Origin of the sequence: Mobiluncus holmesii ATCC 35242, assembly GCF_000185445.1 — a bacterium.
GTDB lineage: Bacteria > Actinomycetota > Actinomycetes > Actinomycetales > Actinomycetaceae > Mobiluncus > Mobiluncus curtisii.
On the sequence record NZ_GL622346.1, the window covers coordinates 698,192 to 710,721 of the forward strand.

11 protein-coding genes are annotated in these 12,530 nt (G+C 53.4%); 10 read left to right on the forward strand and 1 reads right to left on the reverse strand.

The window, feature by feature from the left end; genetic code table 11:
- The first annotated feature begins 127 nt into the window (after nt 1–127).
- The 9 genes from HMPREF0576_RS02945 to HMPREF0576_RS02985 all read left to right on the forward strand — a co-directional run bounded on the left by HMPREF0576_RS02945 (nt 128) and on the right by HMPREF0576_RS02985 (nt 10,080).
- Nucleotides 128–886, forward strand: coding sequence for a YebC/PmpR family DNA-binding transcriptional regulator (locus HMPREF0576_RS02945; protein WP_004006755.1), 759 nt, complete (start codon nt 128–130; stop codon nt 884–886).
- 11 nt (nt 887–897) lie between these two features.
- A complete protein-coding gene (ruvC, locus tag HMPREF0576_RS02950; RefSeq protein ID WP_004010640.1) occupies nt 898–1,539 on the forward strand; it encodes a crossover junction endodeoxyribonuclease RuvC in 642 nt (213 codons plus the stop codon).
- A gap of 36 nt (nt 1,540–1,575) precedes the next feature.
- Entirely contained in the window at nt 1,576–2,160 is a 585-nt protein-coding gene (gene ruvA, locus HMPREF0576_RS02955) for a Holliday junction branch migration protein RuvA (RefSeq protein WP_004010641.1), read from the forward strand.
- Nucleotides 2,153–3,190, forward strand: a complete 1,038-nt coding sequence (gene ruvB / locus HMPREF0576_RS02960) for a Holliday junction branch migration DNA helicase RuvB (protein WP_004006758.1) — start codon at nt 2,153–2,155, stop codon at nt 3,188–3,190. Before ruvA ends, ruvB begins: the two co-directional genes overlap by 8 nt.
- Before the next feature lie 72 nt (nt 3,191–3,262).
- A complete protein-coding gene (locus HMPREF0576_RS02965; protein WP_236589599.1) occupies nt 3,263–3,733 on the forward strand; it encodes a preprotein translocase subunit YajC in 471 nt (156 codons plus the stop codon).
- A gap of 51 nt (nt 3,734–3,784) precedes the next feature.
- Nucleotides 3,785–5,953 carry a protein translocase subunit SecD gene (secD, locus tag HMPREF0576_RS02970; protein ID WP_004010643.1) on the forward strand — a complete coding sequence of 723 codons (2,169 nt, stop codon included), beginning with the start codon at nt 3,785–3,787 and terminating at the stop codon, nt 5,951–5,953.
- Entirely contained in the window at nt 5,950–7,065 is a 1,116-nt protein-coding gene (secF, locus tag HMPREF0576_RS02975; RefSeq protein WP_004010644.1) for a protein translocase subunit SecF, read from the forward strand. The genes secD and secF overlap by 4 nt, the downstream gene beginning before the upstream one ends.
- Complete coding sequence (locus HMPREF0576_RS02980) at nt 7,062–7,607, forward strand: adenine phosphoribosyltransferase (protein ID WP_004010645.1); 546 nt, start codon at nt 7,062–7,064, stop codon at nt 7,605–7,607. The genes secF and HMPREF0576_RS02980 overlap by 4 nt, the downstream gene beginning before the upstream one ends.
- Nucleotides 7,608–7,740: 133 nt before the next feature.
- The gene (locus HMPREF0576_RS02985; RefSeq protein ID WP_004010646.1) at nt 7,741–10,080 is read left to right on the forward strand and encodes a RelA/SpoT family protein; all 2,340 of its coding nucleotides are present in this window, start codon (nt 7,741–7,743) and stop codon (nt 10,078–10,080) included.
- A gap of 60 nt (nt 10,081–10,140) precedes the next feature.
- Here HMPREF0576_RS02985 and HMPREF0576_RS02990 read toward each other — a convergent pair whose 3' ends face one another.
- The gene (locus HMPREF0576_RS02990; protein ID WP_004010647.1) at nt 10,141–11,655 is read right to left on the reverse strand and encodes a DUF349 domain-containing protein; all 1,515 of its coding nucleotides are present in this window, start codon (nt 11,653–11,655) and stop codon (nt 10,141–10,143) included.
- 150 nt (nt 11,656–11,805) lie between these two features.
- Between HMPREF0576_RS02990 and HMPREF0576_RS02995 the strand changes: the two genes are divergently transcribed.
- Complete coding sequence (locus HMPREF0576_RS02995) at nt 11,806–12,516, forward strand: MBL fold metallo-hydrolase (RefSeq protein ID WP_004006765.1); 711 nt, start codon at nt 11,806–11,808, stop codon at nt 12,514–12,516.
- Nucleotides 12,517–12,530 lie beyond the last annotated feature (14 nt).

Genomic DNA, 12,530 nt, shown 5'->3' on the forward strand with positions numbered 1-12,530 from the left:
AATTTGGGTTTCATGCGGCTACGGTCCGATGATTGTGTCGGAATTGCGGTAATCTCAGTTGGACGATACGAGGAACGTTTTATTAAACTGTCTTCGTTATAGGCAAGAAGTTTAAGGAGATACATCAATGTCGGGTCACTCAAAATGGGCCACCACGAAACATAAGAAGGCTGCCATCGACGCCAAGCGCGGCAAGCTGTTTGCGCGCCTGATTAAGAATATCGAAGTGGCGGCGCGTACCGGCGGCGGTGATCCTGCCGGTAATCCGACCCTTTTTGATGCCATTCAGAAAGCCAAGAAATCCTCCGTTCCTGCGGATAACATCGATCGCGCGGTGAAGCGCGGCTCTGGTGCTGAATCCGGTGGTGCAGACTGGCAGTCCATTACTTACGAAGGTTACGGACCTAGCGGGGTGGGCTTCATCGTGGAGTGCCTCACCGATAATAAGAATCGCGCGGTGTCTGAAGTGCGGACTATCTTTAGCCGTAACGGTGGCAATATCGCCGATTCTGGTTCCGTTTCTTACCAGTTTGCCCGCCGTGGGGTCATCGAGGTCGCCAAAGTTGACGGCTTGGACGAAGACAAGATTCTGGAAGCGGTGTTGGCAGCTGGCGCTGATGATGTGGAAGATGCTGGTGAAATTTTTGTAATTGAGACTGAACCGACGGATTTGGTGGCGGTTCGTACCGCTTTGCAGGATGCTGGGATTGACTACGACTCGGCGGAATCCCAGTTCGTTCCTTCGGTCAAGGTGGGCTTGGACTTGGATGCCTATCGCAAGGTCATGCGCCTGTTCGACGCTCTCGAGGATAGCGATGACGTGCAGAACGTGTACATGAACGGCGATGCTTCCGATGATGTCATCGCACAATACGAAGCCGAATAGTAAACGTCTCTATGCGAGTTTTGGGCATCGACCCCGGTATCACCAGGTGTGGTATCGGGGTCGTTGACTTTGATACGAGCCGGCGGTGTACTTTGGTCTATGTCGATGTGGTGCGCAGTGACCCGAACACTGCCACACAGTTTCGACTCTTGAAAATTTCACAAGGGGTGGCTGAAGCTATCAATCGCTTTCAGCCGGACATTGTGGCTTTGGAGCGACCTTTTGCAAAGGAAAATCGTCAATCTGTAGCTACCACTATGCAGGCGATGGGCATCGCCATGGTTGAAGCGGCGCGTCAGGGGCTCCCTGTGGCAGTACACACGCCCTCGGAGGTGAAAGCAGCTGTGAGTGGTAACGGGAGTGCCGCGAAAGCGCAGGTACAGGCTATGGTGGCACGGATTTTGCGCTTAGATAAACCACCAAAGCCCGCCGATGCGGCTGACGCATTAGCTATTGCTATCACTCAAGCCTGGCGTGGCACGGGGATTCTCGGAGCGGGTGCGGATGGAGATTTTAGCGTCAGTTTGAGTGGGAAAGTGAAAACGGCAGCCGGCACTCACTTGACTGCTGCCCAACGCTTGTGGGCAGAAGCGGAAGCAAAAACTCGACGTTCCGGCGCGGTGGATCCACGACGACACCAGAAACCGCTATAGTACAAATGTTCGAATTTTCAACCACGAGGACAATTAGTGATTTCTGTAATTAAAGGGGAGGTTGTCTCCAAGAAGCTGGACCGAGCTACGGTGCTGGTGGGGGGATTGGGATTGGAATTTCTTGCCACCCCAAACACCTTGGCAGCTTTGGTTCCGGGAACGACTGCCACGGTGCAAACATACCTGGTGGTTCGCGAAGATTCCTTGACTCTCTATGGATTTGCTTCTCCCTCGGAACGTGATACTTTTGCGACTTTGATGCAAGTCAAAGGGATTGGTCCCAAGCTCGGATTAGCGGCCCTTTCAGTTTTGAGCCCCGAAGCCCTGGCTGCAGCGGTGGTTAACAGTGATGTGGCGGCGTTGCAAGGCATTCCCGGTGTGGGCAAGAAGTCCGCTGAACGGATGATTCTGGAAATCGGGGACAAACTCGGTGGCGTATCTGGCGTGGCAGCATCCACAGGTGCGACCGCCGGTTTTAACGCCAGTACCGTCGTCGAAGCGCTGAGCAATCTGGGTTACAACCAAGCCCTCGCTACCGAAGCGGTCAACGCGGTATCAGCCAGTGATGCTCCCACCGCATTGCGGGAAGCCTTAAAGTACCTGGGGAGCAAACGTGGCTGAAGATACAGATTTCTCTCATGAGCAGCGTTTGGTGGATTCCTCCGCGCCCGATGCGGAACGCGCCGCCGAAGCGGCTTTGCGCCCCAAGACGCTCGGTGATTTCATCGGTCAGGAAACTGTCAAGACCCAGTTGCAGCTGGTCCTTTCGGCAGCAAAAGAACGGGGTGAGGCTGCCGACCATGTTTTGTTAGCGGGTCCTCCGGGGCTGGGTAAGACGACTCTGGCAATGATTATCGCCGCTGAAATGTCATCTTCACTGCGACTGACTTCCGGTCCTGCCATCGGTCACGCTGGTGATCTAGCGGCGATACTGTCTTCTCTGCAAGAGGACGATGTCCTGTTTATTGACGAAATTCACCGGTTGGCACGTCCTGCCGAAGAAATGCTTTACCTGGCAATGGAAGATTTTCGAGTTGATGTCGTAGTGGGCAAAGGACCTGGCGCCACATCTATTCCTCTGACGCTGCCACCCTTTACCCTGGTCGGAGCCACAACTCGGGCGGGTCTGCTCCCAGCACCCCTGCGTGACCGCTTCGGTTTCACCGCGCATCTGGAGCCCTACCAGCCCCCAGATTTGGCACTCATCGTGAAACGTTCTGCCAGTTTGCTGGGGTCTGAGATTACCGAGGACGCTGCCAGCGAAATTGCCCGCCGTTCGCGTGGTACGCCTCGGGTAGCGAACCGTCTGTTGCGCCGGGTCATTGACTTTGCCCTGGTTCATGGTCATCCCCGGTGTGATTTGGAATCGGCACGTCGTGCCTTGGAACTGTTCGAGGTCGACGAGCTGGGCTTGGATCGCTTGGATCGCAGTGTTTTACGTGCGGTAATAGAGAGATTTGCGGGAGGCCCGGTTGGTTTGCACACCCTCGCGGTGTCCGTCGGGGAGGAACCAGAGACGATTGAAGAAGTCGTGGAGCCGTTCCTGGTGAGAGAAGGTCTCTTGATACGTACCAATCGAGGTCGCGCCATCACTCCGAAAGGTTGCGAACACTTAGGCGTTACTCCACCGGCGGAAAATGCTCTGTTTTAGCGGGTATATTTTCCGTTTTTGTCGTGCAGGCTTTAGACTTGGACGGTCGCCTAATTTAAGGAAGGTTTATCTGTGCTGCCATTTCAAAATGCCGCAAGCAATGCCCAAAATCCCATGATTACTTGGGGGATACTTGGTTTAGCGTTTTTGTTGATGATTATTTTTATGCGCAGGTCCGGTCAGAAACGCTTGTCTCAGATGGAAGAGCAGCGTAAGTCTATGGAACAGATGATGACTCCGGGGACTTGGGTGCGTACCACCTCCGGTTTCTTTGGCAAAGTCGTCGAAGTTAGTGGGGAAGTTATTACCTTGGCTAATCTGACCGGTGAGGAAACCTTGTGGGATATTCGGGCTATCGCCAAAGTTGAGGATCCAAACTTTGGAACCGTTAGTGACTCTGATTCCGTGACGGAAACGGATTCGGTGGCTGCTGACCCGGAAGCACCTGAAACCAAGCCAGAGGAATCAGGATTTGGCTCCAACGTGGAAGATAATTCCACACCCGGTGAGGACACTGAAAAAGGTGAGGGTCACACCTTTTGACCCCGAGACTTTTACAACACACATTGAAAGCTAGATAAAGAAGGAAAATCTGTGGCTGCCAAGAAGACTAAGAACAAGGCGTTGCGCACACTCATATTTTTCGCCGTGATTGTGGTGGCTCTGGCGGGGACCCTGGTTGGTTCGACCATTTTCTCAAATGGCTCGTATGCCCCGAAGCTGGCTATCGATCTAGAAGGTGGAACCCAGCTGATTCTCACCCCGAAAAATACAGAAGCCAAGGCAAAAGCCATCTCCGACGCCGATATTGAACAAGCTATTGAAGTCATCCGCCAGCGTATCGACGCCTCCGGTGTCGCCGAGGCCGAGATTGCGCGGAATGGTCAAGAGAACATTTCGGTAGGTATTCCCGGCAACCCCAGCGAAGAAACTTTGGCATTGATTCAACAGTCCGCAGTCATGCGTTTCCGTACCGTGCTGCTGAGCGCGCCAGGTAATGCTACTAATAATGAGGATCCCCAAGCGCTTCTGGGACAGTTGACGGGGGCTGCGGCTCCTGCCGGACAGGGGCAACCAGCCGCCGGAGAAACCGGTGGTCAACAAACTCAGACCACGGTGGGCGAAGGCAATAATACCGTGACGATTCCGCCTTCTGCGCCGACAGAAAAGGGTAAAACGCAGTCTTTGGTCTTAAACTCTACGGATCCCAGCGCTACTCCTGAGCCGACAAGCAATCCAGGCAAGCCGGCACCCACACCGGCTGCTAAACAGCACCCCTCCGCGGCGATTCCTTTCGATGAACTCATGAAACAGGCGGAAAAATATCCCGACACACCCGCCGGTGAGTCCAAAGTCATTAACGACCGGAAACACATCACGGTACGGGATATGTTCATCTTTAATCATTTGGATTGCACCGACCCGGCATCTCTCAAGGGTGGTTCCCTGGACGACCCGAAAAAGAATTTGGTGGCTTGCTCTAAGGAAGGTTACGAGAAGTACATCTTGGGTCCCGAGGTACTTTCCGGTACCGACTTGGTCTCCGCGTCTTCCGGGATGGGCACTAACCAGCAGGGTAACGCTACCGGTCAGTGGGAAGTCGCGCTGAAGCTTGATGCTGATGGCGCCAAGAAATTCGATGCCGTGGCAAAGGTTCTGTACCCCAACCAAAACCAGGGGAGCAACCGTAATCCTGACAATAACCGTTTCGCGATTGTGCTGGACTCCCTGGTCGTTAGCGCTCCGGGGGTAAACGCTCCCGCGTTCGGTGGCTCGGCATCTATCTCCGGTTCCTTGACTCGAGAATCCTCCGCTACTTTGGCTAATCAGCTCCAGTTTGGTTCGCTGCCTCTGAACTTTGAACAGCAATCCAAGCAATCCATCTCGGCGACCCTGGGTGGGGAACACCTGAAAGTCGGGTTCTATGCCGCTATCGTTGGCTTGATTCTGGTCGTGCTTTATCTGCTCCAGCAATATCATGCTTTGGCAGGTTTGGCGACGGCATCCCTGCTTCTGGCTGGCGGCATTGTGTACTTGGCAGTGGCTATTCTGTCTTGGTCGATGGGATACCGACTCTCGCTGGCAGGGGTGGTCGGTTTGATTGTGGCAGTCGGCGTGACCATGGACTCGTTCATCATCTATTTCGAACGTATCCGCGATGAGGTTCGTGATGGCAAGCCCCTGGCTACCGCGGTGGAAACCGGATGGAACCGTGCGAAACGCACCATTGTGGTGTCCGATATTGTGAACATCGTGGCTGCGGTGGTTCTCTATGTTCTGGCTGTTGGTGGTGTGCAGGGCTTCGCATTTACCTTGGGTCTAACCACGTTGGTTGACTTGGGAATTATCTTCCTGTTCACTCACCCCATGATGTCGTTGCTCATCAAGACTCGTTACTTCGGTGAAGGTCGGAAGTTCAGCGGTCTCGATCCCCTGCACCTTGGTGCCAGCAGCGACCGTATCTATATGCGTTCCACCGCAACCGCGACTTTTTCTCGGAAAAAGAAATCTGCGCAAAAGGTCGCGTCGCCAACTATCTCTCTGGCTCGCCAAAAGGCTGGTCTGCTGCAGGCAGACGAGGAAGATACTGCAGATACAGCTGCCACTCAGAACGCGAATCTAGAATCGGATACTCCCGCGACTGAGCCTGCAGCGGAAACTTCCTCGACTGAATCGCAGTCTGAGACAGCGAAATCTGATGAGAGCGGGGAGGACACCGCCTCGAAAGACGAACCCACCCAGACAGAGGAGGACGCGAAATGATGAGTTATGCCCAGTGGGGTAATGCGCTTTACTCCGGAAAAAAGTCTTATGGAATCATTAAAAATCGACGGATTCCGCTCACTGTCGGAGCTATTTTGATGGCAATCTCCGTCATCGGAATCGCGATTTTCGGGTTGAACCCGTCTATTGAATTCACCGGTGGCGCTGAGTTTGTAGTCACGAACACCGTGAAAAATCCGCCTCAGCAACCTGCATATAACGCGGTCAAAGCTGCCGGTCTGAACGAACAGACTAAAGTTGCGCAGATGGGCACGAACGGTCTGCGCGTTCAAACCAGTCAACAGCCCAACGATGTGGAGCTCAAGATTCAGCAAGAGCTGGCAAAGTCTTACCACGTGGACATTAAGAAAGTCTCCAAGACTTCCATTGGTCCGTCTTGGGGTGCTTCGGTGTCCAAGCAGGCTTTGGTTGGTTTGCTGGTATTCATGGGCATGATTGCTGTGCTGCTGATGGCGTACTTCCGCACCTGGACCATGTCTTTTTCCGCGCTGTTTGCCTTACTGCACGACTTCCTGATTACCTTGGGCGTTTTTGCCTACACACATATTGAGATTACTCCGGCAACGATTATCGGCTTGCTGACGATTCTGGGGTATTCGCTCTATGACACGGTGGTGGTATTCGATAAAATTCGCGAAAATACTCGTGATATGTTCAATCAGTCGCGCTCCAAGTACAACGAACTGGCGAACCTCTCGATTAACCAAACCATGGTGCGTTCCATCAACACCTCCATCACCGGTATTCTGCCGGTGTCGGCGATTCTGTTCCTGGGAGCGGCACTACTGGGCACATCCACTCTGTTGGATATCTCGATGCCGCTGTTTATCGGCATGATTGTGGGTACCTTCAGCTCCATCTTTATTGCCACCCCGATGCTGACGCTGATTCGAGGGCGTTCCCAAGCTATCAAAGACCACAACGCCAAGGTGGATAAGGCTCGCGCTGCCGCGGTGGAATCCGGTGCCGTGACTCTCAAGGAAGACGGTTCTTTCCAAGAAATTACTCCCGCGGTGGTAGCCGCTCCCATGGTTCCCGGACACCATAAGGGACAAGCTTCTCAGCCAAAACGGAAGAAGAACAAGAAATGAATACGGCGGTTGATTTTGACCCGCGGCTGCACCAGATTATTACTTCGCATCTGGCAGAGATTCCTGATTTTCCTCAGCCTGGGGTTCTGTTTCGTGACTTTTCCCCGCTACTGGCTTCGGGGGATCCTTTTCGGGAATTGATTGCCGGGATTGCCCAGCATTATCGCGGTCGAGTCAACGCGGTTGCGGGGTTGGAGTCACGCGGTTTTATTCTTTCCTCGCCTTTGGCTGTGGAACTAGGTGTGCCCATGATTATGGTGCGTAAGGCAGGGAAACTGCCCGGTCACGTAATCAGTGAATCCTATGACCTGGAATATGGTTCGGCGACAATTCAAGTCCAACCGGAAACAGTGCAAGGCTTTGACAGTATCTTGGTAGTGGATGACCTGTTAGCGACGGGTGGTACTGCCGCCGCGTCCGTGAAACTGTTGGAAAAAGCCGGGGGACATGTCAGCGAGATCTTGGTATTGATGGAGCTGAAAGCGCTGAACGGACGCAAGCACTTGGGCAATACCCCATTCCACTCGCTCGTTGAACTGTAAACAGATTTATTCCTTTTGGGGTATTTCGAATTTAGCTGGTCAATTCGTTGAATTTACGTTTGATTTTGGAAAAAAATCCAGGTCACGCCCAATTCAACTAACGCTCATCGGGTAAAACAATTAGAATCTCTGTATGGAGCAAGCGCCGGAGATTGTCAATGAGCCCAGTGAGAGCACTGGCGCGTTGCGGGGTTCCCTGTTTCGGCTGGTTCGTTCCCGGAGTCCTTACCGGGAGCTAGAACCCGTAATCCGGGCAGTCAAAGAAAACCACCCGAAAGCAGACTTCGACCTCGTGGAACGGGCTTATACGACTGCTGAACGCTACCATCGGGGTCAGTTTCGAAAGTCCGGAAAGCCTTACATTACTCATCCTGTGGCAGTCGCGACCATCCTCGCTGAACTGGGTATGTCGGAAACGACGGTTGCCGCGGGTTTGCTGCATGACACAGTCGAGGACACCGACTATTCTCTGGAACAATGCCAGCGGGACTTTGGTGAGGACATTGCCGCTTTGGTTGACGGGGTCACCAAACTCGACAAAGTAAAATACGGGGATTCTGCACCTGCTGAAACCATCCGAAAAATGCTGGTAGCGATGGCGAAAGACATCCGGGTCCTGCTGATTAAACTCTCTGACCGTCTGCATAATGCGCGTACTTGGCGCTACGTTAGTAAAGAAAGCGCAGCGCGCAAAGCCAAGGAAACCCTGGAAATTTATGCCCCGCTGGCGCATCGGATGGGACTCAACGCTATTAAGTGGGAACTGGAGGATTTAGCATTTAAAACCCTCTATCCCCAGATTTATCAAGAAATCGACAAACTCATTCAGGAAGCCGCCCCCCGGCGAGAAGAACAACTCAGCGCCATTATCCAAACTATTGAAGGCGACTTGCGGGAAGCGAAGATTAAGGGGACAGTGAACGGTCGCCCGAAGCACCACTACTCGATTTATCAAAAGATGATTGTGCGTGGGCGTGATTTCAACGACATTTATGACTTGGTGGCAGTGCGTGTCCTGGTGGAATCTGTGCGAGATTGCTATGCCGTGCTGGGGCTGATGCACTCTCGATGGTCTCCGATGCTGGGGCGGTTCAAAGACTATATCGCGATGCCGAAATACAACCTGTACCAGTCGCTGCACACCACGGTGATTGGACCTAAGGGGAAACCCGTAGAGATTCAGATTCGTACTTTTGAGATGCACCGCCGTGCCGAATTCGGGATTGCTGCGCACTGGAAGTACAAGGAAAACCCGAACGCTAAATCCTTAAAGAAGTCCGAGGGCGGCAAGGTCTTGGACCTGGAAAATGAGATGGGTTGGTTGCGTCAACTGGTTGACTGGCAAAAGCAAACCCAAGACTCGGGGGAGTTCCTCGACTCACTGCGTTACGAAATTAACTCTGCGCAAGTTTACGTCTTCACCCCGAAAGGTCAGGTTGTGGTGTTGGCTGCCGGATCCACTCCGGTCGACTTCGCCTATTCCGTGCACACCGAAGTAGGAAATAAGACGGTCGGCGCCAAAGTCAACGGCAAATTGGTTCCTTTGGACTCGAAACTGGAAAACGGCGACACGGTGGAAATCTTCACTTCTAAGTCTCCCGGTGCATCTCCCAGTCGAGACTGGTTGTCATTTGTGGCGACCCCACGTGCCAAATCCAAAATTAAAGCCTGGTTTTCAAAGGAACGCCGTGAGGAATCCATCGATAAAGGCCGCGAAATCCTGGCAAAAGAGATTCGCAAACAAAAGTTGCCGTTACATCAACTCGCCAGCCACGAATTTTTGGAAACAGTGGCCAGTCAGCTGGGATTACCAAACGTTGATACTCTCTATGCGACCATCGGGGATGCCCACGTCAGCGCGCAGAATGTAGTGGAACGCCTGCTGACCTTTACCGGTACTCTCACCGATGATGATGAGGACACTTTGGCAGAGGAAGAAGTCGTCCCCACTCACGCGCCTACTTCTGAATCTCGTACCGGGGGATCCGGTGTATTGGTCGACGGTCAGGACGCCGATGACCTCTGGGTGAAGTTGGCAAAGTGTTGTACCCCGGTTCCCGGTGACGAAATTATGGGATTTGTCACGCGAGGGCACGGTGTTTCCGTGCATCGCGTGGACTGTGTGAATGCAAAGAATCTCGATGCCTCACAACCGGAACGTGTCATCAAAGTTAATTGGGCGCAACATGCCAAGACTCCGTTCCTGGTTCAGGTACAAATCGAGGCTCTGGACCGCGGGGGATTGTTGAGCGACGTAACCAGGGTTCTCACCGATAATCACGTGAATATTCTCTCGGGTAATATTTCCACCACTCGCGACCGGGTGGCGTATTCACGTTGGGCTTTTGAACTCGCCGAGCCTTCTCACCTGCAAAACATCCTCAATGACTTGGGACGTATCTCGGGAGTTTATTCCGCAACGCGCGTGACTCCTGGGAAAAACGGAACCATAGAACCGATCCCGCAGTCTTAAACTGCAGGGGAATCCCAGTTACGGGAAGACTTTATCTCTGGCTACGGTAATTCGGGGAGGTTACTCCGCCGCAGCTTTACGAGCCTGGTCCAGCCAACCCTTCCGGGCTTGCAAATCTTCTTCCAGTTTTTGGGTGTCCTTGCCGGCTTGTTTCGCGGCAGCAATCTTGCTTTCAAGTTTGGCGATTTTTTCTTCGAGCTGACCGACCAGACCCTCAGCACGGGCTTTCGTCTCGGGATTGGACTTTACCCAGGCATCGTTCTCAGCTTTCGCGATGGCCTGTTCCACGGAACGTAACCCGTTTTCCAAACGCTGCATATCTCCACGGGGGACCCGTCCAGCCTCGTCCCACTTATCCAGCAAGGCGCGGAATTTTGCCTTGGTGGTTTCCAGGTCCTTCACCGGCATGAGGGCTTTCGCTTGTTGCAGCAGCTGTTCTTTCACCTCAAGATTAGCTTGTTCTTCGGTATTGGTCTTGGCATTGTCAGCGCTGCGAGCATCGAAAAAGACCTGCTGGGCGGCACGGAAGCGTTCCCACAGAGCATCGTCATCTTTTCGGGAAGCCCGTCCGGCAGCTTTCCATTCTGCCATCAAATCTCGGTAGGCGGCTGAGGTCCGCGCCCAATCAGTCGAGTTGGCAAGCTCTTCAGCACGCTTAATCAGGGCTTCTTTAGCATTTCGAACTTCCGCCCGCCGAGCATCAAGTTGGGAAAAGAAAGACTTGCGGTGTCGATCAAAAGACGTGCGAGCTGCCGAAAAGCGTTTCCACAAGGCATCCTCAGTGGTGCGATCGATACGTGGGCCCTTGCGTTGGGAGTCTTTCCACGATTCCAGCAATTCGCGCAAGCGTTCCCCGGATTGTTTCCACTGGGTGCGCTCCGGGTCTTGGGCAGCAATCTTTTCTGCCGTTTCCACAATCTTGGTACGGGCTTCCAGAGCCTGCGCCTTAGCGACTTCGCGTTCTGCTGCCAGCTGTTCTTTGCGGGCGGTACCCAGCTCCCGCAGTTTTTCAATACGCGAACGCAGCCCAGCTAGGTTGCCTACTACCATTGGGGATTCCATGGCCTTGTCCAAGGACTTCAGCGTGGCATCAATGTCGTGGGCCTTTAACGTTGCCAAACGTGCTTGTGCCAAATCGACTTGGGCTTGCAGGTCGAGGAAACGACGCACGTAAAGCGCTAGAGGCTGTTCTGGAATTCCGTCCGCGTATTGACCGACTTCCCGTTCGGTGTCGCCGTCTTTGACAAAAACTCGACCTTGGTCGTCAACACGACCGTATTTGGAGGCTTCGTCCATAGCAATTTTCTCTACCGACCCCACGGACTTGTTCTGATTAGCGTTCTCAAGATGTACCGGGGTGAGCTGCGCGGGTTTTTCTGCAGACTGGGGCGCTGGTGTTGCGGAGGATACTTCGCTGGCTGTTGATTCGGGAAGGGGAGCGGCTGGTGACTCAGTTTGAGGTTGGCTGCTCGCTGCAACTTCAGTCTGGGTAGGTCCTGTTGAGGTGTCACCAGAGAGATTTTCCTGGGGTTCCTTGATTCCGCTGGTGTTGGATTCCTGTTCAGACGTGACCATGAATTTTTCCTCCTGACGGGGTTAGTGCCGCGGCACTTTCCGTACGCGTTGGTAAGTATATTTCCAGGATTACTTTACTTGAAAAGACGCACTTTCGGGAAACTGGGTGAAAGAAAATTCGTGATGAAAAAAATCAGTTAGCCTTGAACCATGGACGTGTTACGGATTGTTTCGCCAATTTATGGGGAAAATTGCTATGTTGCAGTAACTGCTAACAAATCCGCGCTGGTCGTTGATCCCGGCGCAAAAACTGCCCCGCGTATCAAAGCACTCTTGTCAGAGCTCGAAGCCGAACTGGCTGCGGTATTGCTGACTCACGGTCATGCGGATCACCTGTGGAACACAGCCCAGGTGGTCGCCAGCAACCCGGAGGTTCCGATTTATTTGGCAAAACCCGATCATTTCTGGATGGATGCACCCGGTCCAGGGGTCCAGCTGGGAGTAGACAATTACTTCACAGAAATGGACGGAGCCTGGGAACCAGTGACGGTCCAGGCTCCCCCTGATGAATTATTCACGGGCGGGGGAGCACAAATTATTCCCGATTTGACGCTCCGCGCCTTGCCTGCCCCCGGTCATTCGCCTGGTTGCACCATGTTTTTTGGGGCGGCAAAAGGCGAAGATCACGGTCAAGGACTTGGCTTTGACGGTCGTGAGGACCAGACATTTTGCTTTTCCGGTGACGTGATATTTAAAGGCTCAATCGGACGCACCGACTTACCCCATTCTGACCCTGAGGTGATGACGGAAACCTTGCGAACCCTCAAAATCAGCATCAATCCGGACACCCTACTGCTGCCCGGTCACGGAGAAAGTACCACTTGGGCAGCGGAACTAGCGACCAACCCATTTCTGAGATGACATGGGAAAATGAG

Coding starts and splice junctions, on each gene's coding strand:
- HMPREF0576_RS02990 (WP_004010647.1), bottom strand. CDS start 11,655: ATGGTCACGTCTGAACAGGAATCCAACACCAGCGGAATCAAGGAACCC.
- HMPREF0576_RS02995 (WP_004006765.1), top strand. CDS start 11,806: ATGGACGTGTTACGGATTGTTTCGCCAATTTATGGGGAAAATTGCTAT.
- HMPREF0576_RS02980 (WP_004010645.1), top strand. CDS start 7,062: ATGAATACGGCGGTTGATTTTGACCCGCGGCTGCACCAGATTATTACT.
- secF (WP_004010644.1), top strand. CDS start 5,950: ATGATGAGTTATGCCCAGTGGGGTAATGCGCTTTACTCCGGAAAAAAG.
- HMPREF0576_RS02985 (WP_004010646.1), top strand. CDS start 7,741: ATGGAGCAAGCGCCGGAGATTGTCAATGAGCCCAGTGAGAGCACTGGC.
- HMPREF0576_RS02945 (WP_004006755.1), top strand. CDS start 128: ATGTCGGGTCACTCAAAATGGGCCACCACGAAACATAAGAAGGCTGCC.
- ruvC (WP_004010640.1), top strand. CDS start 898: ATGCGAGTTTTGGGCATCGACCCCGGTATCACCAGGTGTGGTATCGGG.